We start from the raw sequence: 24,906 nt of genomic DNA, 5'->3' as shown, positions 1-24,906 counted from the left end.
GAGCGCGCAATTAAACCGCTGGTCATTGGCAGGAAGAACTGGCTCTTCTCGACCAATCCTAACGGGGCTGAAGCGAGTGCGATGCTTTATAGTATCGTCGAAACTGCAAAAGCCAACGGCCTTATCCTCTACGACTACATGGTCAAGTGCATGAAAGAGCTGGCGAAAGCAGAGCCAGATATCGATGCGCTCCTACCTTGGAATTTCAAACATTAGTAATATCGCCCCGTGGGTTCATGGGGCGGATACCTTGTATTTACGGTAAAGCAACTGTGTAGAGTGTTTAGAAGCGTATTGAGGGTGGAGCTAGTAACTGTATAGATTAGAGGGCGTTTACAAATAAGAGCGGCGGAGAGCAGTGATTAGAGTGATAAGGGGTTAGAAAGCAAAAAGGCCGATACAAAGTACCGACCTTACAGAAGCCTATGGAGTTAACTCTGATCAAGTTAGATCTCAAACATAAACCAATATCCGTATGCGCAGATTAATGCGGGTACACTTGAGTACAAGGTCGCGACCAGTGCGGCTTTGGGTGCCATCGCAATGGCAGGGAACAGGGCATCACCATCATTTGAAATTGCATTGCCTACCTGAGCTGAAAGAGGAAGTGCGCCTGAAAGGTATAAGCTAGTGACCAATAATTGTGGTCCACAGCCCGGTAGCAAACCCATCAGGACCCCAGCCAGGGGGAGCATGATCCCCCAATTTGAGAAAAGCGTCGAAAAATCCACATTTGCCAACACTGAGCCAAATTCAAAGAAAAGAAAGGCAACCACAACCCACGCTGTCACAAAGTTAGTGTCTTGAGCGGTTTTTTGCAGTGGATGAGAGCCTAAACATTTCTCGTCTTCACTTACGGCTGATTTGTAATCTTCAATTTCTCGAGTGAGACCCCATAGAAACATTGAGCTAATCAGTAAAATTGTCCCCGCCCATTCCATCGACATTTCAGGCAACGCGAGTAACTCGTTGACATCCACTTGAAAAGAACCAAGTAGAGCCACTGCAGCGCCGGGGATAATCAATACTGACCACAAGTAACCTTGCAAATTGATCGCTTTTTTAGAAACGGCTTCTTTGTTTTGTGATTGCGATGAACAGCTTCTAACAGGTTCATTATTCTCAACTTCTTTAGGGCGTAAAAAGTCATCGGCGTGGAATAGATTGATGATTCGACCTGAAGCCGTACCGACAATGACCCCCATCGCCATCATAGCGAGGCCTGTCTTCGGTTCGCTAGCGATAAGAAGAAAGGCCGCATCGCCCATAGTGGACACCAATACAGCGACAACAGCACCGAAACCGAGCTTACCTGAGATAAATTGTGTGGTTACCACGATAGCACCACCACAACCGGGCAGCGCCCCCATCAGAGCGGCAAATACAACTTGGTTAGCGCGAGATTGATGGACCAACTTACTGAATACGTTGTCTTTGTTGATGTAGAGAGCCAGCCAGTGATAGACAGCCAGGGTGAGAGCTACATAACAAGACACGGCCCAGAAGGCGTCAGATAAGGTGGTTACCGTAAGCTCTCGCGTAGCCGGTGCTGCAACTAGAGCGGCAAGTGAAATAGGCAAAAGCAGTCGCTTGAAAGAGAGTGAAAACTGAGTGGTTTTCGCAGTGCTACTGCTTGGTAAAAATGAGATTAGTCGATCCATAGGTGTTACTCAAAAATAGGTGTCTAAAGATCAATATATACGAATGATAATAATTATCAATTGCATTCTTGGGTTTTTCTCTATTCTTGAAGTGGGGAAAATCGACGAAACATGACCAAACTAAAAAAATAAGGTAAAGTGTGCCTAATAAAGAGAGGCTCTATAGGTAGAGTCGTAATTGTTAGTGTAATAGGAAGAAACATGATTTTAGTTGTTGGTCACAAAAACCCTGATAGTGACAGTATTTGTAGTGCGTTAGTTGCAACAGAGCTTCTTAAAGCTCGTGGCGAGGAAGCGACACCAATTCGCCAAGGCGAGATCAACCGCGAAACTCAACACATTCTTGAAGTTGCTGAAGCAGAAATGCCAGAACTTCGTACTTCTGTTGCTGGTGAGAAAATCTGGCTAGTAGACTACTCAGATCTAGCACAAGCACCAGACGATGTTGCTGACGCAGAGATCCTAGGTATTGTCGATCACCACCGTCTAGGTGACGTGATGACAGTTAACCCAATGGAAGCTTGGATCTGGCCTGTTGGTTGTACTAACACAGTACTTTTCAACATGTTCAAGATTGAAGGTCACGCTATCTCTCAACAAATCGCTAAGCTAATGATGTCTGCAATCCTTTCAGACACTGTTGGTTTCGCATCTCCAACTTGTACTCAAAAAGACCAAGACGCGGTTGCTGAACTTGCTGAAATCGCTGGCGTAGAAGACGTTGATGCATTCATCAAAGCACTTCTAATCGCTAAAACAAACATCGAAGGCCTATCTGCTGCACAGCTAGTAGAAAAAGACCTTAAAGGCTACCCATTCAACGGTCGCGATGTTGTTGTAGGTCAAGTTGAACTTGCGACTCTTGAGCAAGTAGATGGCATGATCGAAGCTCTAGAAGCTGATCTTGAAGAGCGTTGTGAGAAAGACGGTCTAGCATTCGCAGCTGTAATGCTTACTGACATCACTACAGCTCAAACTCGTCTACTTTACAAAGGTGAGTGGGCTGAGAAATTGGTTAAGCACGAAAAAGACGGCATGCTAATGATGGAAAATACATTAAGCCGTAAGAAGCAAGGCTGGCCTTGGCTACAAGGTGAGCTTGTTTAATCAAGTCACTTAATAATAAACGCCTGCTAACTTAGCAGGCGTTTTTCTTTGAAGTAAGCGCTTTTCTTCATCGATAATATTTGCAGTTAAAAGCACTCGGCATAAAATAACTTTAAGCGCAAAGTTAATGACTAACGTAGGAAATTAAGATGACTACACAGCTAGATGATAAAAGAATCGCTGAAATTAATAAGTATACGGGTGAGCAACGCCTAAAGTACTGTGTGAAAGAAATCGTAGCAAACCGTGAAGTATGGATCTTAACCGATGAGCACGGTTGTGTAATGCTAAACACAGAAGACGAAGACTGTGTTCCTGTATGGCCAAACCAAGAGTTTGCTGAGTCATGGGCGACGGGTGACTGGGCTGAGTGTAAGGCTGAGTCTATCTCATTAAACAAATGGCACAGTCGTTGGACTAACGGTCTAGAAGACGATGAACTTGCTGTCGTTGTATTCCCGAACGAGCAAGAAGAAGGCGTTATCCTGTTCCCTGATGAGTTCGATTTTGAACTGAAGAAGCAAGCCGCTAAGCGCTAATATTCTTGTAACATCATAAGTCAGCGTTGCCTTCTGCTAGGCAGCGCTTTAGTTCTGTTTACTGCTTTAGCTCTGTTTTATCGTTTCAGCTCTCCCCAAACAACAAAATCACTATCTCACGCTCTAATTAATATCCAATCAACTGATACAGAGGTGCTTGTTGAGCCGCTTTTGATGCTTGTTGAAGCACACCTGCTTCGCTGTATTTCTTTAGAATCTTTTTCACCACAGGCTTAACTTGTGCTTTGGTCATGCCCGCTTTCAATTCCGGTTCATATAATAGCTTTAGTAGCACCACATCTAATGGCGATAATAGGTCCTCTGGTGTGTGATCATTGAAGATAGAAGGGTAGGCTTTGTCTGAATCGTTAGGAAGCCCTAGCACTTGCGTTATCTCCTCTACGATACAAGCGACAAGCTTGCCTCGTGATCTTGCTTGATCAACGGGAATAACTACCCCAGCATAAACAATTTCACCCTTGGAGTTAGTTCGATAACCGGCGGTACAGATAGCGCTGTTTAAGTGCTGGGTCGATTTAAGCTTGAGTATGCTTTTAGATTCCGCTACCCACTTACTCTGCCTCGTGTATATCCACTTAACATTGGCTTCGGACTCTTTGTTGACGATTTTGATGGGGTGTTGCGTCACTTCGGATAAGTGCTGGATATGAAGTTCTGTGAGCTCTTGATGGAGTTCTTTGTCGCCGACTCGGTGATCAACCCATATCTTGATCGGTTGTTTCCATTTAGCGAGTGGTTTATTGCCTGAGGAATATTCGTGTTGCAGTGCGACGTTGTAGAAGGCCGTTTCGACAAACGACTTGTCTAACCAAGTGAGTGGTGTACTTACGGCATTAAAAGAAACAGCAGCAAGCAAAAGGGGAAGCAGTGAAGCGGTTCTTAACATACTTTCCCTCTTACCGAATATAGCCTTGTACCAACTTAGTGGTTTGGTGCTTTGGAGAAATGGCTCTCAACCAATCTTTGGGTGATTTGGTGAGTTGGGTTTGTCAGCACTTGATCTGTTTCGCCACTCTCAACCACATTGCCTTCGTGCATCACGATGATCTTGTCGGTGATGTGTTTAACAATACCGAGGTGTTGAGATACGTAAACGAACGACACGCCCATCTCTTCTTGCAGTTCTAAGAACAAATTGATGATTTGCGAGCGCATTGCCATGTCCAAACCATTCAATGCTTCATCAGCAACGATGATTGATGGTTGAAGTATCAAGGCACGAGCCAAACAAACCCTTTGTTTCTGACCTGCAGCCAGCATCTGAGGGTAGAAGTAGGCATGTTCCGGTAGAAGACCCACACGTAACAATGTGTCTTTCACACGTCGCATACGAGCTTCTGGAGGCATGTTGGTGTTTCGTTTCAACGGGCCTTCAAGAATACGACCTATCTGAATGCGTGGGTTAAGCGATGTGTTCGGATCTTGGAAAATCATGCGAATCAGCTTACAACGAGTCGAGTAGTCTTTGTGTTCTAGCTTTTCACCGTTTACGCGAATCTCGCCCGCAGTCGGTTCTACCATCCCTGCTAGCATTCTTGCTAATGTCGATTTCCCAGAGCCGTTCTGACCAATGAAGCCGATCGTTTGGCCTGCTTCAAGCGTAAAGCTTACCGGTTTCACCGCTTGATGAATCTTTTTACGGAAAAGACCAGAGCGAGTCGTAAAGTCTTTGGATAATTCACTGACTTCTAATAATGCACTCATGATTTCTTTTTCTTCTCCATATTCAGAGGGAAGTGGCAGTTAAACTTATGGTTCTTAATTCGCTTGGTATGTGGGATTTCCACACACTGTCTTTGCGCATATGGGCAACGAGGGCCCAATCGACAACCAATAGGAAGATGCTGTAGTGGAGGGATCGACCCTGGCAGCGACTGAAGCTTCTCTTTGTGTGGGAGCCAGTCATTAAAGTCTGGCATCGCTTTCAATAGGGCGACCGTGTAAGGGTGTTTCGGCACATCTAAAAGCTTTTGCGTGTCAGCCGACTCAACAGACTGACCACAGTACATAACGGTAATGCGAGTCGCCCATTGGGTAATGGTGGTTAAATCATGGCCGATCAGAACAATAGTCGTGTTATTGAGCTGATTCATTCTACTCAATAAACGCAGTATTTGAGATTGTGTAATTGGGTCTAAATCGTTGGTTGGCTCATCGGCAATTAAGACTTTTGGCTTGGCTGCGATCGCCATGGCAATCATCACCTTTTGACACTCACCGTCGGTCAATTCGTACGAATAGCTGTCCATTAGACGAGAGTGACCTTTAATACCAACTTTGTGCAGTAAAGCGATAGCTTGTTTCTTACGCCATTTAAATCGTTGCCACCAACGACCTTCAAAGGCACGAGATGGAATGACTTCAATGAGTTGCTTTCCAACTTTTTCAGAAGGATCAAGACACGTTGACGGTTCTTGGAAGATCATCGCGATATCACGTGCAATAACGCGCCTACGCTCTTTAGGAGTCAGTTGCAATAAGTCAACGTTCCCCAGTCGCATTCGGTCAGCTGAGACCTTCCAGTTTTCCTTACAAACACCAACGATCGCTTTCGCAACTAAACTCTTACCGGAGCCTGATTCGCCAACTAGACCACGAATTTCCCCTTCATTGAGGGTAATACTCATTCGATCTACCGCTTTAACCATTCCTTGAGGTGTTTCAATCTCGATGGTTAGATGTCGAATATCAAGTAACGGCATTATTCGATTCCTGCATTTAGCGCTTGGCGAACACCTTCACCGACAAGGTTAATCACGATCACTGTAAACATAATAGCTAAGCCGGGTAGGGTGACTGTCCATGGTGCTAGGTAAATCAATTCTACTGAATCCCCCAAAATTGAGCCCCATTCTGTACTTGGTGCTTGAGCGCCAAGGCCAAGGAAACCCAAAGCTGTGATATCAAGAATCGCCACTGATAATGCCAGTGTCGTTTCTAGTGCAACCACGGTAAGAATATTGGGAACAATCGAGTTCCATAATAGGTAAAAGTCGTTCGCACCATCAAGGCGAGAAGCGAGAATATAGTCTTTCTCTACTTCAGCATGCACGGCGATATAGACCGAGCGTATAAACCTCGGTATCAGGGCCAAACAGATGGCAAGCAGGATATTAAATTCACCAAAGCCAAGAAAGGCGACGAAGATAATCGCTAATAGCAACGATGGAATCGACATAACCGTATCAAGCAGGTGGTTGAGTGTGCTTGATAGCAAACCACGTGTCATACCGGCAAGTACGCCAATTAGGCAACCAATCACGGCCGCGATAAAGGTGATAACAACTGCAGCGCCAAAGGTAAGCTGAGAGCCAATAATCAGACGAGAAAGAATGTCTCGACCTAAATCATCGGTACCTAGGAAGTACTCAACCGTTCCTGCCGGATCCCAAGAAGGCGGCGTTAATAGGTGCCCCGTTTGTTCTTGTGAGTCATGCGGCGTGAGCCATGGTGAAGTGACCGTAACCAGAATGATAAGCACCAAACACCACAGGCCAAACATCGCTAGATTATTGGCACGGAAGCTTCGCCAGAAACGCTCGAACTGGGTTGGAATCTGTTCTTCTTGGTAGACGTTATTTGTTAGCATACCATTCCTTCCTTACCAGTGGATTGACCATCGCGCCCAAGAGATCGGACAGAATGTTCGCAGTCAAAACCAGTGTTGCCACCACAATTACGCCCGCTTGAATTGACACATAATCTTGATTAGACAGAGCATCTAATAACCAGCGACCAATCCCCGGCCAGTTAAAAATCGATTCAGTAATGATCGCGAGCGTTAACATACTCGATAGCTGAACACCGACCTTAGGAATAATTGGTGGAATCGCATTTCTTAATACGTGCTGAGTGATGATCTCTCGTGTTGAAAGACCTTTTATTCGTGCTGCACGGATGTAGTTTTGAGTCATCACCTCTGCAACCGATGCACGCATGAGTCGGATAACTTGAGTGGTCGGCGCGAGTGCTAAAACAAGACAAGGCAGTGCCATATGTTCGATAACGCTTTGCAACGCATGTGCTCGGTAACGACCTTCTGCAAAAAAAGCATCAATCATCGCGAAGCCAGTCACGTGTTCAATCTCGTAAAGCAAATCGTATCGACCGCCAACAGGGAACATCTCAAAGTGCAGTGAAAATACCATGATCATCAATAGTGCGACCCAAAATATAGGTGCCGAGTAGCCCGCCATTGAGGTGAACGAGATCGTCGTATCGACAAATTTACCTTGCCTCATGCCTGCGATAGTTCCGAAAGGGATACCAATAAAGAGCGCTAGCACAAAGGCGAAGAAGCACAGTTCTAGAGTCGCAGGGAATACGACGACCAGCTCATCAATGATGGGCACACCGTGTTTACTCAAACCGAAGTTCAGCGTTGATAGTTCAGTGATATAGCTAATCCAACCGGGCCAGAAATCTTGTATAGCCCAAGGAGACGTTTGGTCAAGTCGAAGCAATGAAAAACCAACCAAAGTCAGAATCGCTAGGGTAATAAGGAATAAGTTTATACGTCTTAATGTATACCAAAACATCAGCGCACCTCTCTTCTGACTTGATCAAAAGGTTGGGCATTGAATGGGCTCTGTTTAAAGCCGGTTAGCGAACGGTCGTGAACGCGGAATTGCACGCCATGCGCCAGAGGAATTACAGGAACTTCTTCATTGAGAATGTTTTGCGCTTGTCGATACAAGTTCACTCGGTGCCTTTGTTGATTGATCTCTAAAGCTAAATCCAGAAGGAAATCAAAGTCCGAATTACACCACATAGAAACGTTTAACCCTGCGCGTTCAGAACTGCAAGAGAGCAGGGGACGTAAGAAGTTGTCGGGATCGCCCGTGTTGCCAATCCAACCTGTAAGAAGCAAGTCTGTTGAGGCAATGGATGACAGTTGAGTGCGATCGAATCGGTCGTCGGTATAGAGTTTCAGTTCAATACCAATGTCAGCCAAGTTGGCTTGAATCAATTCTGCCGTTTTTCGTGGGCTTGGGTTGTAGGCGCGAGGCACTAAAGGTACCCACATTGAAAGTTCTAACCCCGGTTCAACACCTGCTTCTTTTAGCAGTGCGACAGCATAGTTTCGATCGTAGCGAACTTGAACGCTGTCCTTTTGGTGAGCCCAAGAGGTTGGAGGCAGCAAGGTATAAGCTTTGGTGCCTGTACCGTAATAAACAGAATCGAGAATGTTCTGGCGGTTGATCGCCAAGTTCAGCGCTTTACGGACACGCGAGTCACGCAAGGCTGGGTGCTCTGTGTTAAGCGCAATAAAAGAGACATTAACCGCAGGCGTTGCGGAAATCTGTAACTCTTCATGAGCTTGAATAATCGGGATCTGACTTGAAATCGGTGAGTTCAGTACGTCACATTCGTTACGAAGAAGCTTGGCAAGTGTGCCTGTTCCGCGTTGTGAGGTGTCGAACACAACTTGGTCCATTTGAACGTCACCTTTCCAGTAATGCGTGTTCTTTTTCAAGCGCACTAGATCGTTGATCTGGTATTCATCTAAGTAGAAAGGACCAGTGCCTACTGGCTTAGAATCAATTTGGTTTTTCTCATCCGCCGCAACGAGCTTATTGGCGTATTCTTTGGAGTGAATGACCGCGTAGCTGGTGGCGATGTTGTTGAGGAATGAATTATCAGGGCGACTTAGTTGGAACTTAACCGTCAGGTCATCGACTGCTGTGATGTCGACAATCAGGTTTTTGAAGTCGATGCCTGCAAACCATGGGTATAGGCCACCACCTACATAGTGAAATGGGTTCGAGCTATCGATGATGCGTTCGAAACTAAAGACCACATCTTGCGCATTCATGCTACGAGTTGGAGTAAACCAATCTGTGGTTTGAAACTCAACATTAGGACGCAATGTGAAAGTGTACTCAGTACCTGATTTATCGACAGACCAGCTTGTCGCCAAGTTCTGTTGTGGTCGATAAGTCATAGGATCAAGCGTTAGCAAGGTATCGAAGATTTGAGGGCTCAGCGATTCTGCGGTAATGCCACTATCAACCAATTGTGGGTTGAAGGTACTAGGGTTACCTTGGCCGCAATAAATGAAGCCTTTTTCACGGATCTGTTCGTGATCCACACTCTCACCACATCCGGCTAAAAAGCTCAGCGTGCAGATGCTCAGTGATAGTCTTATTAGTGCTTTCATAAAAAGAAATACTTTTCGAAACGAGGCGTTAGAGGAGCCTCAAGATCCGGACAATTTAACATTTTATTTATTCGGCTCCAAATAATAATCTAGTGTGGGCAGCTATTTATCGTTAGCTTGTCCGACAATCGCGTACTTCCTCACCATTCCTCGTAATTGGTTGTAGGTTAACCCGAGTAATTCAGCGGCTTGTTTCTGGTTATACTTGCTTTGTTTTAAGGCCTGATTGAGTAGCTTGATGTCTTGTTGCTCTTGCCATGCTTTGTAATCCAACGGCAAAGAAAAAGCGCTATCAGATGAAGTATGGCTGTTGGATTGAGCATTGCCAGTTTCTGGCGTCGAATCTTGCTCTGTTTTCCATGCTGGTTTGAATGGGTTAAACACTAAAGATTCAATAGGATATGGATTCTTACCATGCTGGTAGATTGCGCGCTCAATGACGTTTTTCAGCTCTCGCACATTCCCTGGCCAAGAGTACTCCAATAGCGATTCAACGGCTGATGGAGCGAAGCCGACAAACAACTCCAATTCCAATTCACGACACATCTTGATGGCGTAGTATTCTGCCAATAACGTGATGTCTTCTTTGCGCTCACGAAGCGGCGGGATAGTAATCACATCAAACGCTAATCTATCGAGTAAATCGGCTCTGAACTCGCCTTTTAATGCCATCTCAGGTAAGTCTGCATTGGTCGCACACACCAGTCTTACATTGGCACTCAAAGCCTTTTGGCCACCAACGCGTTCATATTGTCCGTATTCGATAACGCGTAATAGCTTCTCTTGAACGGCAAGGGGAGTGGTAGCAAGCTCATCGAGAAACAGTGTTCCGCCTTCAGCTCTTTCAAAGCGTCCTTGATGACGACCTTTCGAACCAGTAAAGGAACCGGATTCATGACCAAATAACTCAGAATCAATCAAGCCTTCGCTGAGTGTCGAACAGTTCAGAGAAATCAAAGGTTGATCCCAGCGTCTTGAAAGGTAATGCAGTCTTTGCGCGATCAACTCTTTACCTGTACCACGCTCACCAATTATCAGAATGGGCCTTTCAATTGGTGCGAGTTGAGAAACTTTATCTAAAACAGAGAGAAAGCTAGGTGATTCACCAATAAGATTCTGCTGCATAGCGGGTCCTTGTGTGAGCTGAGTGCTGGTGGAGGTCATTTAAGGGCTGTAGTGGTGAAAAATACCAATACTTGGCTAAATTCATCATAGCATGTCTCGAGTTAATCACCATTTTATTGTAAGTGTCTGATATGAAATGGCTTAAAAGTTGGCACGCTACTTGGATTAGTTATGGTAGGTTTAACAACAAACGTAAATTTGTGAGTAAGTGGATTGAGAATCGAATAACGATTTAAAACGCATTTGCCATCATTGTAATTAAGGAGTTCCTCATGGGTATTTTTTCTCGCTTTGCAGACATTGTAAATTCAAACATCAGTGCACTATTAGATAAGGCTGAAGATCCTGAAAAGATGATTCGCCTGATTATCCAAGAAATGGAAGATACGCTAGTTGAGGTTCGCACTAACTCGGCAAAAGCTATCGCAGACAAGAAAGAGCTAGCGCGTAAAGTTGAAGCTATCGAAACTCAGATTCTAGATTGGCAAAATAAAGCGACACTAGCGCTAACTAAACAACGCGAAGATCTGGCGAGAGCGGCTTTGATTGAAAAGCAAAAACTTGAAGACATCATCAAGAGCCTGCATACAGAGCAAACTTTGGTTCATGAAACCATCGAGAAGCTAACCAGTGAGATTGGTAAGCTAGAAACTAAAATTACAGAAACTCGTGCCAAGCAGCAAGCATTGATGATTCGTAATAATGCTGCGAGCAATCGTCGTGATGTTCAAAAACATCTGCATTCGAGCAAAACCAACGAAGCAATGGCGAAGTTTGAGCAATTCTCGCGTAAAGTGGATGAATTAGAAGCTGAAGCTGACGTTTACGCAAAAACAGGTAACGCAAAATCTTTAGACCAAGAGTTTGCCGAGCTACAAGCTCAAGACGAAATTGAAAAAGAGCTAGCGAAACTGAAGCAACAAGTTGAAAACCGAGATAAATAATTTAGGAGTTTTCTATGTCAACATTTCTAATTGCAGGTCCACTGATTGTCTTCTTGATCTTCGTGGCACCGCTATGGTTATTCTTACATTACCGCAGCAAGAAGAAATCCAGTAACGGTCTTTCAGAAACGGATCTTCAGCGCCTGCACAAGCTTTCAGCGCAAGCAGAATCGATGCAAGATCGTGTGAAAACACTAGAAAAAATACTGGATGCGGAGTCGCCTAGCTGGAGACGAAACTATGAGTAGAGAACTGTATCGCGACCCAATCAACGGCAAATTGTCCGGAGTGTGTGCGGGCTTAGCGAACTACTTTGGACTTGAAGTTTGGCTGGTTCGGATCTTAGTTATCTCTGCAGCGCTGCTCGGTGGTAGTTTTCTGGTTTTGTTAGCGTATTTAGCTTTGACATTTATGCTTGAAAAACAACCACCTCAGTATGTTGATGAGATGAAAGCCAAACAAGAGCATACGCTGAAGCAGAAGCCTTGGGAAAAGGGGCAAACTGCGGAGTCTTTACTGGGCACTTTAGAGGGTGATTTCCAGAAGTTAGAGACCAGTGTCCGCAACATGGAAGCTTATGTCACCTCAGACACGTTTAAAGTGAATCGTGAATTTAAGAACATGTAGCGATAAAACCTAAAAAGATTAAATAACGGTTTAGGAAATTTATTCCAAGCCGTTATTTTTTTTAATAATTTTCTCTAAATAAATCTTACGCCGACTGGTAAGTTGCATACGATTAATCTATGTTATAAAAATATTTATAGATATGGATGATCACCAATGTATAGAGCCTCCCTTGTCCTATTGACGGCCTTAGCTGGGTTGTCTGGGTGTGGTAAGGAGCTTCCCCCCGTACCTGAGCCTGAATCTAGACCCGCCAAACTCTTCACTGTCTCCGTTGGCAATAATGCCTTTGAACGTAGTTTTCCCGCCACCACAGAAGCTGGCGATAAAGCCGTGCTTGCGTTCCGTGTTCCTGGGTTACTTCAGACTATCGATGTTACATCGGGTCAACAGGTTACCAAAGGTGACAAACTTGCAACGCTTAACCCTGATGAATATCAACTGTTAGAGAAGCAAGCGAGAGCTAACTTTAAGCTTGCCGATGTTCAATACCAACGTTCGATCAAGCTGCGTAAAGATCGAGTAGTCTCAGAGCAAGATTTCGACCAAGCGAAAGCGAATCACAACTCGGCTAAAGCTGTCTTGAACCAAGCTAAAGCTAACCTGCGTTACACCACTCTGGTTGCACCTTACGATGGAACGATTTCCATCATTCCTGCTGAAAACCATGAATACATCGCGGCGAAACAAGGTGTGATGAATATTCAAACCAATCAGATTCTTAAAGTCATTTTCTTATTACCCGACCAACTTATCACGCGCTTTTCTTCAGGGTTTGAAACCGATGCAACCATGGTATTTGATGCGTTCCCTGAGAATCCTTACGTTTTGACTTTCCAAGAAGTTGATACCGAAGCGGACCCAAAAACGGGTTCATACAAGGTAACCATGGTAATGGAAAGACCAACCGATATCGGTATTTTACCGGGCATGTCTGGCACGGTAAGCCTTGTTTCTGCGCAGGCTGCTGCGACCAAAATTCCTACGTCTGCCATGATAACTGATGGCGATGACGTGTCGGTATGGCGCGTAAACAACGACGGAATTGTCGAGAACGTGGCAATCGTTATTGATGAAAAACGTTATATCGTCTCTGGACTGAATGATGGAGACCGCATTGTTACTTCTGGCGTTAATGGTCTTGAGCCGGGCGTGAAAGTTCGAGAGTGGATCAAGGAAAGGGGGCTATAACATGAAAACACTTAAAGTGGCCGCAGGGCTGTCGTGTTTAGCCTTACTGACAGCTTGTGAAGATAAACAAGTGGTAGAAGTGGACAACACGCCCTTAGTTAAAGCCGTCGAGATTTCAGTCATCGACTTTAGCGACAAGCTCTATTTCCCAGCGGTCGCAAATGCGGCTGAGAAAGCTCATCTCAGTTTTCGAGTTGCAGGTGAAATCAATAAGCTCGATGTGAAAGAAGGCGAACGTGTTTCTGCTGGTGACATCATTGCAGAGCTTGACCCGACCGATTATCAATTGGATGTGGACAACGCTCAGGCGCGTTACACGGTAATCAACAGCCAATACAGACGTTCAAGTCCGTTGGTGAAGAAAGGTCTATTGGCGAAATCGCAGTTTGATGAAATCGCCGCGCAACGTCAGATCGCTTATGCCGAGTTAGAGCTTGCGAAACTGCGTTTGTCTTTCACTAATCTTCGAGCACCAGTTGACGGGATTATTTCTCGTGTGAGTGTTGACCAATATGAAAATATTCAAGTAGGCCAACAGATTGTGAACATTCACAGTGTTGAGGATGTCGAGGTGGTGATCCAGCTCCCTGACCAAATCTATGTGAATCAACCCAATGAAACGCTGCTGTCGAATGTTGAAGCTGTGGTGCGAGTACCAAGCGGCAAGGAGTACACCGCCGGTATTAAGGAATTCACGACTGAGCCGGATCCAAGCACGGGTACGTTCACGGTGACACTAGCTTTGCCTATGCCGGAAGACGATTTGATTCTTGATGGCATGGCTGTCGAGGTGACTTCAAACGGCCGAGATATCGGTTTGGATCTGAAGGCTGGCGTTTTGATTCCAATCGAAGCGGTATTCAATGCAGACGGCGATGAACTGGATCGTCAAAACTCTTATGTGTGGGTTCTTAACGACGACAAGACAGTCTCGAAACAACAAGTCGTGTTAGGAAAAGCAAACCAGAAAACATTGCAGATAATGAAAGGATTAGAAATGGGGCAGCATGTCGTTGTTGCAGGCGTATCGCGATTGCGAGATGGGATGACAGTGGAAGTATTGTCTCAGGAGACCAACAATGAGTGAAGTGAATAACAAGCCTCAAAATGACGATCAACAGGGTGATGATCAGATCACAGGTGTTGCTTCTTACTTTATACGTAACAAAGTCATCAGCTGGATGCTATCTCTGATCTTTCTTATTGGTGGTGTCTCTGCATTCTTTGGTTTGGGTCGTCTAGAAGATCCTGCCTTCACCATTAAAGATGCAATGGTCGTGACCTCTTACCCTGGGGCGACCCCTCAGCAAGTGGAAGAGGAAGTGACCTATCCACTAGAGAAAGCGATCCAACAACTTACTTATGTGGATGAAGTGAACTCTATCTCAAGCCGTGGCCTGTCTCAGGTCACGGTAACGATGAAGAATAATTACGGCCCCGATGATCTTCCGCAAATATGGGATGAACTTCGTCGAAAAGTGAATGATTTGAAGGTCGAACTGCCGCCAGGCGTTAATGACCCTCAAGTTATCGATGATTTCGGTGACGTTTACGGTATTTTGTTGGCGGTAACGGGCGATGGCTACAGTTATAAAGAGCTGCTGGATTACATTGATTATCTAAGGCGAGAGCTGGAGTTGGTTGATGGGGTCAGTAAGGTCTCTGTTTCTGGTCAGCAACAAGAGCAAGTCTTCATTGAAATATCGATGAAGCGGATTAGCTCATTAGGTCTGTCTCCAAGCACGGTATTTAATCTTTTATCGACTCAAAATATTGTATCAAGTGCTGGTGCGGTAAGAATTGGCGACGAATACATTCGAATCCATCCAACGGGTGAGTTCCAGAATGTCGAACAGCTCGGCGATTTGATTCTGACAGAAGGTGGTGCTCAAGGTCTTATCTATTTGAAAGACGTAGCTGACGTCACTCGTGGCTATGTTGAAGTACCAAGTAACATCATCGGCTACAACGGTAAACTCGCACTCAACCTTGGTGTCTCTTTTGCGCAAGGTGTAAACGTGGTTGCTGTCGGTGAAGCCTTTGACCGACGACTTGCTGAGCTAAAGTATCAACAACCTGTCGGCATAGACATCTCTGAGGTTTATAACCAACCGAAAGAAGTAGATAAGTCAGTAAGTGGATTTGTGGTGAGCCTAGGTCAGGCGGTTGCGATCGTAATCGTGGTTCTGTTGTTCTTCATGGGGCTACGTTCCGGTCTGTTGATCGGTTTGATACTGCTGTTGACCGTTTTCGGTACCTTCATTTTCATGCAGTACTTCAAGATAGACCTCCAACGTATTTCATTAGGCGCATTGGTTATCGCTTTGGGGATGCTGGTGGATAATGCCATTGTGGTGGTGGAAGGGATATTGATCGGCACGCAGAAGGGGCGAACCCGGATGCAGGCCGCCACCGATATCGTTACTCAAACCAAATGGCCGCTATTGGGTGCAACCGTTATTGCGGTGACCGCTTTTGCGCCGATCGGCCTGTCTGAAGACTCAACCGGCGAATACTGTGGCACCTTGTTTACGGTTCTACTGATCTCGCTCATGCTAAGTTGGTTTACGGCAATCTCGATTACGCCATTCTTTGCTGATATGTTCTTCAAAGGCCAAAAGGTTGATCCTGATAACGAAGGCAAAGACCCATACAACGGGATGGTTTTTGTTATCTATAAAAACTTCCTTGAGTTCTGTATGAAGCGTGCCTGGCTCACCATGTTCGTTCTGATTATTGGTTTGGGTGCGAGTGTTTACGGCTTTGGTTTTGTAAAACAAGCCTTCTTCCCATCTTCGACAACACCAATGTTCCAAGTGGATGTTTGGATGCCGGAAGGGACCGATATTCGTGCGACCAACACCAAGCTTAAAGTGCTTGAAGGTTGGTTGGCAGAGCAAGACGAAGTTGAGCACATCACGACGACAGCAGGTAAAGGTCTACAACGTTTCATGCTGACTTACTCACCAGAGAAAAGTTATAGCGCATACGGCGAGATAACGGTTCGTGTGAAGAGCTATGAAGTGCTTGAAGGGCTGATGCTGCGTTTCCGTGAACATGTAAATGGTCAGTTCCCTGAGATCGACTACAAGCTGAAACAAATCGAATTAGGCCCTGGTGGCGGTGCGAAAATTGAAGCGCGAATTGTAGGTTCTGATCCAACGGTATTACGTTCAATTGCAGCTCAAGTCATGGATATCATGCGTGCTGATGATGGTGCATTTAACGTTCGTCACGACTGGCGTGAAAGAACTAAGGTGTTAGAGCCTCAGTTCAATGAAAGCCAAGCTCGTCGTTACGGTATTACTAAGTCTGACGTTGATGATTTCCTTGCGATGTCTTTCTCTGGTAAATCGATTGGTGTGTACCGTGACGGTACTACGCTGATGCCTATCGTGGCTCGTTTGCCTGAAGACGAGCGTGTTGATATCCGTAACATCGAAGGCATGAAGATTTGGAGCCCAGCACTAAGTGAGTACATCCCACTGCAACAAGTAACGTTAGGTTACGAACTGGAATGGGAAGACCCACTGATCATCCGTAAGAACCGTAAGCGTATGCTGACGGTAATGGCGGATCCTGATCTACTGGGTGAAGAAACGGCTTCGACTCTACAAAAACGCTTACAACCACAAATTGAAGCGATTGAGATGCCACCGGGTTACTCATTGGAATGGGGTGGTGAATATGAATCGTCGGCAGATGCACAGGCGTCACTCTTCACAACCATGCCTCTGGGTTACTTGTTCATGTTCTTAATCACTGTGTTCTTGTTTAACTCCGTGAAAGAGCCACTGATTGTTTGGTTAACGGTACCACTCGCCTTGATAGGGGTTACAACAGGCTTGTTGGCCTTGAATACACCATTCGGTTTTATGGCGTTGTTGGGCTTCTTGAGTCTATCTGGGATGCTTCTGAAGAACGGTATCGTACTGCTTGATCAAATTGAGATTGAGATGAAGTCAGGTAAAGATCCATATGTAGCGGTTGTTGATGCGGCTCTGAGTCGTGTTCGTCCGGTATGTATGGCGGCGATCACTACCATTCTTGGTATGATCCCTCTACTACCAGATATCTTCTTCAAACCAATGGCTGTAACCATTATGTTTGGTTTAGGTTTTGCGACTGTACTCACTCTAATCGTAGTACCTGTGCTGTATCGCCTATTCCATAAAATTGAAGTTGCTTAACGTCAACTAACCTTTGAAATAATGCCCCTTTTTGGGGCATTATTTTTATGTACGATTACTAAAAAGAGACCATCGAGATGAAAGCGAATACAGTGGACAGAACGTGTGCATGGGCACTGAAACATGAACTTGAAAGGGAATATCACGATGCAGAGTGGGGCGTGCCTGTTTATGATGACCACGTGTTGTTTGAGTTCATTACGCTAGAAGGTGCCCAAGCCGGTCTAAGTTGGATTACGATACTCAAAAAACGCGAAGGCTATCGTGCTGCATTTGAAAACTATGACCTCAATAAGCTAGCTGCACTTAATGAAGATAATGTGCCAAATATCATTGAAAACTTCGATGTGGTTAAGCATAAAGGCAAGATCGCCTCGGTCTACAACAATGCGCGTGCAACGCTTGAACTTCAGGAAGAGTTTGGGTCTTTATCGAATGCTTTATGGAAGTTTGTCGATAATGAGGTGATCGTCAATCAATGGACAGAGATGTCTCAAGTCCCAGCTTCTACCGAGCAATCCAAAGCGATGAGCAAGTTTTTGAAGAAAAAAGGATTCAAGTTTGTAGGGGAAACAATCTGTTACGCGTTTATGCAAGCAACAGGTATGGTTAATGACCATCTAGTTGGTTGTCCTTACAAATAAAAGTGTTATTTCTTGTAGTTAAGCAATTGTGATGCCGTAGAGTTGAGTAAAAAGGTAGGACAATCCTACCTTTTTGAAATGAGTCTATTTTGTGTGATAGCTATAACTTTCGAAATTAAACCAGAGCGTTGTAACGTTCCAATCCAGCCTCTAGGTCTGCAATCAAATCATCGACATCTTCTAAGCCGATATGAACACGAATCAAAGTACCTTCGAAGTTCGGGTTCGCTACCGTTCTTAGGCTATCAAAACTGCTTGGCTCATTCGCTAGAATCAAGCTCTCGAAACCGCCCCATGAGTAACCCATGCTGAAGTGTGTCATGCCATCAAGCAGTGCTGTCGTTGCTTTTGTGTTTGAGTTCTTTAGAACAAAAGAGAACAGGCCATTGCCGCCAGTAAAATCTCGTTTGAAGAACTCATGGCCAGGGCAAGACTCAAGAGCAGGGTGACGAACATGGTCAACCTCAGGGCGAGTTTCTAGCCATTTAGCGACTTTCAAGCTGCTCTCTGCGTGTTGGCGCAGACGAACATCAAGAGTACGGATACCACGAAGACCAAGGTAAGCATCATCTGGTGAAACGCATTGTCCCATCAAGTAGCTCTGCTCACGTAGTTGATCCCAGCATTTCTCGTTGGCAACCGCTGTACCTAGCATGACATCTGAGTGACCCACTATGTACTTTGTCGCAGCTTGGATAGAGATATCGACACCAAAATCGAACGGTGAGAAGTTAACGCCAGCTGCCCAAGTGTTATCTAGCATCACGATGATGTCGTGTTCGTGGGCAATACGCGCGAGCGTTGGAATGTCTTGGACTTCCATGGTGACTGAACCCGGAGACTCGGTAAATAGCACCTTAGTGTTTGGCTTGATGAGGTCTTGGATGCCTTCACCAATCGTTGGTTCGTAGTAAGTTGTCTCCACACCCATCTTCTTCATGATGGTGTCACAGAAATCACGCGTCGGTTCATAACAGGTGTCGACCATCAGAATATGATCGCCCGTTTCTACAAAAGAGAGAATGGCGTTAGAGATAGCTGCCGTACCACAAGGATAGAGTGCACAGCCTGCGCCGCCTTCTACTTCCACCATGGCATCTTGGAAGGCGAAATGAGTGTTGGTTCCACGACGTCCGTAAAAAAGTGTTTTGTTAGCGCGGTTAATCGTAGCTTTACGCTTCTCTTCTACTGAGTTGAATACGACAGTTGAAGCGCGCTGTACTGGTGGGTTAACGACACCATTGGTCCACTTCTTATCACGACCTGCAGTGATCAGCTTAGTGGTTTTGTTCTCGGACATGCTGTGAATTCCTTATCAATCGGTTATGTCCTATTTAAAACATGCCAATAGCCTTCAAAGCAAGAGGGGAGCGGGAGTTTTTACGCTTTTCTTTCGCTTTTTAACCTTTCACTTAATTAATGATGAAAGGTTAAAAACATAAGGGAGGAAGTGATGAGCCGCAATTGACTCATCATAGGTATTACAGCAGAGGATTGAACAGATAGAACAATCTTTCAAAGAAGCGATTTCGCAAGTTTCTCTGTTCCCACTGCTCCAGTACTACTGGGTGAGATGATTCAATGTACGATTGTTGTAGCTCAGAGAGCTGCTGAGTGAAGTGCACATCATCTACGGCTAGTGTCACTTCGAAGTTGAGCCATAGGCTGCGCATGTCGATGTTGACCGTTCCGATCAAACAAAACTCTTCATCGATAACAACCGACTTGGTATGAAGAAGGCCACCGTAAAACTCGTAGATCTTCACGCCAGCTTCAAGTAATTCAGTATAGAAAGCGCGAGATGCCCACTTAACCATCAGTGAATCGTTGTTATGTGGAATGATGAGCTCTACGTTGACACCTCGTTGCGCTGTCATTTTCAGTGTCTCTAACAAGTCGGCGCTTGGCACGAAATAGGGCGTAGTGATACGTACCGAGTGATTCGCTTGATTGATCGCAATGGTTAGCACTTGCAGGATCAAATATTCAGGCATGCCAGGGCCAGATGGCACGACTTGAACTGGGTGATGCGTTATTACCTCTTCAACCGGACATTCTGGTAAATCAGGTAGGATTCGTTCTCCTGTTTCCACTTCCCAATCCCAACCGTGAATGGCAGATAACACGTTAACGGTCGGGCCTGTCACTCGAACCATCACATCTATCCACTGACCTACGCCTGAACTCTGTTTGAAGTGAGCAGGGTCGACCATGTTCATTGAACCTGTATAGGCAATGGTTTCGTCAATCACGATGATCTTGCGATGCTGCCTTAAATCTAAGCGTCGCAGGAATATACGCCAAGGGCTCACTTCCAGTGCTTGCACAACGTGAACACCGGCATCTTTCATCATGGATAGCCAGTGGCTTTTGAAAAAGCGTGGGCTGCCCGCAGAATCGAGCAAAACTTTAACATCGACACCACGTTTTGCGGCTCGAATAAGAGCAGAAGCAACTGAATCGGTTAGGCCGCCAGGGTGCCAAATATAGAAAACCATCTTAATGCTGGTCTGGGCGTTTTCTATATCTTCGATAATTGCGTGTAGGATCTCGTTTGGAGAAGATTGCAGCGATAGGGTGTTTCCGCTGAGAGCAGGAATGCCCATTCGATTATTACAAAGCTCATCGATCTTGTGGATAGGAGAGCCGACTTTGCCTGGCAGGTGGAGCTGGCAATCATCGAGTTTTCTGAACCAATCACCAAAGGGAGTAAACATGCGATGTGCGCGTTCAGCCCTTTTTCTACCTAGGTTTAGCTCACCAAAAAGGAAGTAACAAGCGACACCGACAACTGGGATAATGTAGATAACCATCAACCACGCGAGAGAAACGCTGACAGAGCGTCGTTTTAGTACAACACGCAGTGTTACACCGGCTACGAGAACCCAGTACAACGCGACAGATGCCAAAGTTAAAAAATGGTAGAGCTTTTCCACATTGAATACTCGAAAAAAGAGACACTTAGATAGTAATGCTATTTTACGGATATGGGAATTTAAGGAATCAACTATTTACAAATTAGAGCTAAAGCTGTAAACAGGTTATAGTTGTTAAGTTTTGGTTAACTTAAGACGAAAACGATTGTTTTGTATGAAAACGCGGCATTTAACCATAAAAATTTACATTGGTAACGAAATATGTACGGTTCGGACTTCCAATTTTATTCTTAAACTGGTTTACTTGCTATATACGAGCGTCAATCAAATCTTTTAGATGTGTAAATTTTTTTATACATCTTATCTTTTAAAGACGCCACCCAAAGCAAAACACAACATCACATAACACAAAAGTTTGGAGTACACGTGGCTACTAGTAATACAACCACAACACCCCGCGATACCTGGGGTTCGAAGTTAGGATTCGTAATGGCTGCAGCAGGTTCTGCTGTTGGCTTAGGTAACATTTGGAAATTCCCATACACAGCAGGCGAGAGTGGCGGTGGTGCATTCGTTGCAATTTACCTGTTTTTCGTAATTTTCATTGGTTTCAGTGTCATGCTGACTGAATTTGCTATTGGCCGTCATACGCAAAAATCAGCAGTAGGTGCATTTAAAACAACTGACCGTCGTTGGACGTTCGCTGGTGTTATCGGCGTAGTGAGTGGTCTACTAATCATGGGTTTCTACCCTGTAGTAGGTGGCTGGTCTATCGCATACATCGGTAAAATTGCTGGTGGTCTACTAGACGCACCTGAAGCAATTGGTGACAGCTTCGGTGGCTTTATCTCAAACCCAGTTCAACCACTTATGTGGATGGGCCTATACCTACTACTTAACATTGTTATTGTTATGAAAGGTATTTCTGGCGGTATTGAGAAAGCGGGTAAGATCCTGATGCCACTTCTTTTCATCATCCTTATCGTGGTATCTATCAAAGGCATCATGCTTCCGGGCGCGATGGCTGGTCTTGAATTCCTATTCAGCCCTGACTTCTCTAAAGTAGACAGCGGTGTAATCCTAGCTGCACTAGGTCAAGCATTCTTCTCACTATCTCTTGGTATGGGTTGTATGTTGACTTACGGTTCTTACCTTAAGAAGAAAGAGAACCTAGTTCAAACGACAGCTATGGTTACTGCAATGGATACTGGTGTTGCTATCCTAGCTGGTGTTGCAATGTTCCCTGCAATGTTCGCATTCGGTATGGAGCCTGCAGCTGGTCCTGGTCTAGTATTCGTTGTTGTTCCTCAGCTATTCGCTGAAATGGGCGGCGTAGTTGGTCTTCTATTTGCTCTTATGTTCTTCGTTGGTCTAAGTGTTGCGGCACTGACTTCTTCAGTATCTCTGCTTGAAGTTGTGGTTTCTTACCTAATCGATGAGAAAGGCATGAAGCGTGTAACAGCTGTACTGTCTGCAAGTGTAGTAATGGCGATTCTATGTATCTTCGCTTCTCTATCACTTGGTGGCTTCGGTCCAACACTGTTCGGTACAGGTGCGTTCGATATCTTCGACCTGCTAACTGATAAGATCTTCCTAGCAGTTGGCGGTATGTTGGTATGTATCTTCGCTGGTTGGAGACTAAACCGTGCTGACCTAGAGAAAGAAATCACTAACGACGGTGAAGTATCTTTCCCACTATTCGGTCTATGGTACACACTGGTTAAATACATCATCCCAGTAGCTATCGCTATTGTAGCGTTCATGGGTATCTCTTCTGGCTTCGACAGCGGTAAAGGTGCAATCATGCTACTAGGTATTGGTATTATCGCTGGTTCTGCGCTTATCTCTAAGAAGCTATAATCGCAAGCTAAGTAAATAACGAAAAAACGGGAGCCAATGGCTCCCGTTTTTTTTGCTTTAAATACTTAATTATTATCGAAAAATAAAAACCTTACATTCACTAAAGTTATCCGTCTGGTAGACGATATATTAAATGTTAAGGCTGTATAAGCTGTCGTTTATTTAGGTAGGTGTTGTGTGAAATTATCTGTAAGAAAAAAGCTTTATGCTGGGTTTGGCTCAATTTTGGCGGTGCTTGTTACCTTAGTTACCATCGTCTGGTTTGAAGTCATTGATGCCCACAAAAGCGCAGATGAAATTAGAATGGACGATGTTCCGGGTACTGTTACCTATCTTGCATTGATTGATGAAGCGGGTGATGTCTACCGAGATGCGCTGGGTGCAATTACTCAGGTTGATAATGCGCTTAATGATTATCGCTCGAATAAGAACGAGTTTGCTCAAGCCATCGCGCAAGCAAAACGTTTGGAAAGCAGAGGCTCTGAAGATCATCGCCGTATTCTGCGTATTGAAGAGTTAATGGGACGCTTCACCCAAGAGTTTGAATCTAAGCTTGTGCCTAAGATCAATGATCAGTCTGAGCTATTAGCCAACATTCAACAGCTGCGTTCTCTATACGAGACGAACTTGATACCCATTGAAAACTTACTGGATCAAGCATCTGCAAGTGAGCGTGCAGATACTGAGCAATCATTGCTTACGCTAACCGATACGTTTACTACCATCGAGCGCACCATCATGGTGTTGTCTGCGATTGCGATCGTGTTTGGTTGTGTGATTGCGTATGTGTTGTCTAGCTCTATCACCAAGCGTTTGACTCGTGTTGAACAAGTTGCGCGACGTGTCGCAAATGGTGACCTAACGGCAGGCGACATTATTGATGATGCTGGTGACGAACTGGCTGAACTGGCTAAGTCGATTAACCAGATGCAGAAATCATTGGTCGACCTACTGGGTTCTATCTCTTCTGTGACCCATGAAGTTCAATCTGTGACTGGTGAGCTATCTTCTATTAGCCAAGACATCGTAACGGGCGCTTCAGCTCAAGCTAATAAAGCGAACTTGATTGCAACGGCTGCTGAAGAATTAAGCTTGACCATTTCAGAAGTTGCGCAGCAGGGCACGTCTACTTATGAAGAAGCGCGCCGCTCTGAAACTTCTGCAGAAGATGGCCGTAACGTGATTGTTGAGATGGTAGCAAGTATTCAACAAGTGTCGACTCAAATGAGCGATATGTCGCTGCAAATGAATACTCTCGGTTCTCACGGTGAGCAGATTGGTAGTGTTATCAAGGTAATCGAAGACATTGCTGAGCAAACTAACCTGTTAGCTCTTAACGCTGCAATTGAAGCGGCTCGTGCAGGTGAATTCGGTCGTGGTTTTGCTGTGGTTGCCGATGAAGTTCGCGCACTAGCGGAGAGAACGACCAAAGCGACACAAGAAGTATCTGGCATCATTCAATCTATTCAGTCGGGCACGCAAGAAGCGGTCACTTACACCCAAGATAACTGCCGTTTGGTGGAGATTGGCGTAGAGCAAAGCTCAGGTGCTGTTTCAGCGCTAGAAGCGATTGTTAGCGGTGCGGGTAATGTACAAAGCATGGTTAACTCTATCGCGACTGCAGCAGAAGAACAGACGGCTGTGACTAAAGAGATTGCGGCGGACATTACGGCGATCAGTGATATCTCTGAGCAGTCTTTGCAACTGGCGACACGCAGTTCTGAAAACACTTCAGGTTTGAATGCTAAGGTTGCTGAGCTAGAAGCTCTGGTTGGTAAGTTTAAGCTTGCTTAGTGCTTAGTGCTTAGTGCTTAGTCCGTATTCAATCGGAACTAAAAACCGATTACCGAAAGCGGACAAATAAAGAGAAGCCCAATGATTCAATGTTAATTGAGTTGGTTGGGCTTTTTCGTAGCTGGAATCTGGGTTCAGACGCGGTATACTCCACGTTCTACAATGGA

The 24,906-nt window shown here is 45.1% G+C and carries 22 protein-coding genes; 12 read left to right on the top strand and 10 right to left on the bottom strand.

All coding sequences use genetic code 11. The features are described from left to right. A partial coding sequence (locus L1D22_RS18120) for a transposase domain-containing protein (RefSeq protein ID WP_239830503.1) occupies nucleotides 1-216 on the top strand: 216 nt, incomplete at its 5' end. Between the two features lie 230 nt (nucleotides 217-446). On the opposite strand, the gene L1D22_RS18115 is transcribed toward L1D22_RS18120, so the two are convergent. Continuing rightward, nucleotides 447-1,661, bottom strand: coding sequence for a putative manganese transporter (locus tag L1D22_RS18115; RefSeq protein WP_239830763.1), 1,215 nt, complete (start codon nucleotides 1,659-1,661; stop codon nucleotides 447-449). A gap of 201 nt (nucleotides 1,662-1,862) precedes the next feature. Here L1D22_RS18115 and L1D22_RS18110 point away from each other — a divergent pair, with 201 nt between their 5' ends. Both L1D22_RS18110 and L1D22_RS18105 read left to right on the top strand, forming a co-directional pair. After that, nucleotides 1,863-2,768 carry a manganese-dependent inorganic pyrophosphatase gene (locus tag L1D22_RS18110; protein ID WP_239830762.1) on the top strand — a complete coding sequence of 302 codons (906 nt, stop codon included), beginning with the start codon at nucleotides 1,863-1,865 and terminating at the stop codon, nucleotides 2,766-2,768. 149 nt (nucleotides 2,769-2,917) lie between these two features. Further along, entirely contained in the window at nucleotides 2,918-3,307 is a 390-nt protein-coding gene (locus tag L1D22_RS18105; protein ID WP_004742050.1) for a DUF2750 domain-containing protein, read from the top strand. Between the two features lie 127 nt (nucleotides 3,308-3,434). On the opposite strand, the gene L1D22_RS18100 is transcribed toward L1D22_RS18105, so the two are convergent. The 7 genes from L1D22_RS18100 to pspF all read right to left on the bottom strand — a co-directional run bounded on the left by L1D22_RS18100 (nucleotide 3,435) and on the right by pspF (nucleotide 10,613). Beyond that, the gene (locus tag L1D22_RS18100; RefSeq protein WP_239830761.1) at nucleotides 3,435-4,214 is read right to left on the bottom strand and encodes a DUF2927 domain-containing protein; all 780 of its coding nucleotides are present in this window, start codon (nucleotides 4,212-4,214) and stop codon (nucleotides 3,435-3,437) included. 35 nt (nucleotides 4,215-4,249) lie between these two features. Next, entirely contained in the window at nucleotides 4,250-5,032 is a 783-nt protein-coding gene (locus tag L1D22_RS18095; protein ID WP_239830760.1) for an ATP-binding cassette domain-containing protein, read from the bottom strand. Next, the gene (locus L1D22_RS18090; protein ID WP_239830759.1) at nucleotides 5,029-6,030 is read right to left on the bottom strand and encodes an oligopeptide/dipeptide ABC transporter ATP-binding protein; all 1,002 of its coding nucleotides are present in this window, start codon (nucleotides 6,028-6,030) and stop codon (nucleotides 5,029-5,031) included. The genes L1D22_RS18095 and L1D22_RS18090 overlap by 4 nt, the downstream gene beginning before the upstream one ends. Next, complete coding sequence (locus L1D22_RS18085) at nucleotides 6,030-6,917, bottom strand: ABC transporter permease subunit (RefSeq protein WP_239830758.1); 888 nt, start codon at nucleotides 6,915-6,917, stop codon at nucleotides 6,030-6,032. Before L1D22_RS18085 ends, L1D22_RS18090 begins: the two co-directional genes overlap by 1 nt. Further along, nucleotides 6,904-7,866: an ABC transporter permease subunit gene (locus L1D22_RS18080; protein ID WP_239830757.1), complete on the bottom strand. Its 963-nt coding sequence runs from the start codon at nucleotides 7,864-7,866 to the stop codon at nucleotides 6,904-6,906. Before L1D22_RS18080 ends, L1D22_RS18085 begins: the two co-directional genes overlap by 14 nt. Next, nucleotides 7,866-9,488 (bottom strand): ABC transporter substrate-binding protein SapA, encoded by a 1,623-nt coding sequence (sapA, locus tag L1D22_RS18075; protein WP_239830756.1) that lies wholly within the window; start codon nucleotides 9,486-9,488, stop codon nucleotides 7,866-7,868. Before sapA ends, L1D22_RS18080 begins: the two co-directional genes overlap by 1 nt. A 102-nt stretch (nucleotides 9,489-9,590) precedes the next feature. Further along, entirely contained in the window at nucleotides 9,591-10,613 is a 1,023-nt protein-coding gene (pspF, locus tag L1D22_RS18070) for a phage shock protein operon transcriptional activator (RefSeq protein WP_102433192.1), read from the bottom strand. 272 nt (nucleotides 10,614-10,885) lie between these two features. Between pspF and pspA the strand changes: the two genes are divergently transcribed. From pspA to L1D22_RS18035, 7 genes are all read left to right on the top strand, one after another. Further along, on the top strand, nucleotides 10,886-11,557 hold the full coding sequence (gene pspA / locus L1D22_RS18065) for a phage shock protein PspA (RefSeq protein ID WP_239830755.1): 672 nt from the start codon (nucleotides 10,886-10,888) through the stop codon (nucleotides 11,555-11,557). 14 nt (nucleotides 11,558-11,571) lie between these two features. After that, nucleotides 11,572-11,805 carry an envelope stress response membrane protein PspB gene (gene pspB, locus L1D22_RS18060; protein WP_029222098.1) on the top strand — a complete coding sequence of 78 codons (234 nt, stop codon included), beginning with the start codon at nucleotides 11,572-11,574 and terminating at the stop codon, nucleotides 11,803-11,805. Next, nucleotides 11,798-12,184 carry an envelope stress response membrane protein PspC gene (gene pspC / locus L1D22_RS18055; RefSeq protein ID WP_026084203.1) on the top strand — a complete coding sequence of 129 codons (387 nt, stop codon included), beginning with the start codon at nucleotides 11,798-11,800 and terminating at the stop codon, nucleotides 12,182-12,184. The genes pspB and pspC overlap by 8 nt, the downstream gene beginning before the upstream one ends. Nucleotides 12,185-12,340: 156 nt before the next feature. After that, complete coding sequence (locus L1D22_RS18050) at nucleotides 12,341-13,375, top strand: efflux RND transporter periplasmic adaptor subunit (RefSeq protein WP_239830754.1); 1,035 nt, start codon at nucleotides 12,341-12,343, stop codon at nucleotides 13,373-13,375. Nucleotide 13,376: 1 nt separating this feature from the next. Next, entirely contained in the window at nucleotides 13,377-14,462 is a 1,086-nt protein-coding gene (locus L1D22_RS18045; protein WP_239830753.1) for an efflux RND transporter periplasmic adaptor subunit, read from the top strand. Beyond that, complete coding sequence (locus L1D22_RS18040; protein ID WP_176681612.1) at nucleotides 14,455-17,565, top strand: efflux RND transporter permease subunit; 3,111 nt, start codon at nucleotides 14,455-14,457, stop codon at nucleotides 17,563-17,565. Before L1D22_RS18045 ends, L1D22_RS18040 begins: the two co-directional genes overlap by 8 nt. Before the next feature lie 77 nt (nucleotides 17,566-17,642). Next, nucleotides 17,643-18,209: a DNA-3-methyladenine glycosylase I gene (locus tag L1D22_RS18035; RefSeq protein ID WP_239830752.1), complete on the top strand. Its 567-nt coding sequence runs from the start codon at nucleotides 17,643-17,645 to the stop codon at nucleotides 18,207-18,209. Between the two features lie 115 nt (nucleotides 18,210-18,324). On the opposite strand, the gene L1D22_RS18030 is transcribed toward L1D22_RS18035, so the two are convergent. Both L1D22_RS18030 and cls read right to left on the bottom strand, forming a co-directional pair. Further along, nucleotides 18,325-19,509 (bottom strand): cystathionine beta-lyase, encoded by a 1,185-nt coding sequence (locus L1D22_RS18030; protein ID WP_052879889.1) that lies wholly within the window; start codon nucleotides 19,507-19,509, stop codon nucleotides 18,325-18,327. A gap of 181 nt (nucleotides 19,510-19,690) precedes the next feature. Further along, nucleotides 19,691-21,145, bottom strand: a complete 1,455-nt coding sequence (cls, locus tag L1D22_RS18025) for a cardiolipin synthase (RefSeq protein WP_239830751.1) — start codon at nucleotides 21,143-21,145, stop codon at nucleotides 19,691-19,693. Between the two features lie 366 nt (nucleotides 21,146-21,511). Here cls and L1D22_RS18020 point away from each other — a divergent pair, with 366 nt between their 5' ends. Then, on the top strand, nucleotides 21,512-22,945 hold the full coding sequence (locus L1D22_RS18020) for a sodium-dependent transporter (protein WP_081090249.1): 1,434 nt from the start codon (nucleotides 21,512-21,514) through the stop codon (nucleotides 22,943-22,945). A 177-nt stretch (nucleotides 22,946-23,122) separates the two neighbouring features. Then, nucleotides 23,123-24,739 (top strand): methyl-accepting chemotaxis protein, encoded by a 1,617-nt coding sequence (locus L1D22_RS18015; RefSeq protein WP_239830750.1) that lies wholly within the window; start codon nucleotides 23,123-23,125, stop codon nucleotides 24,737-24,739. Nucleotides 24,740-24,906: the final 167 nt, after the last annotated feature.

Source organism: Vibrio sp. Isolate34, from assembly GCF_022397915.1.
GTDB lineage: Bacteria > Pseudomonadota > Gammaproteobacteria > Enterobacterales > Vibrionaceae > Vibrio.
The sequence above is the reverse complement of the archived record's forward strand: the minus strand, read 5'-3'. Positions and strand labels throughout refer to the sequence as shown.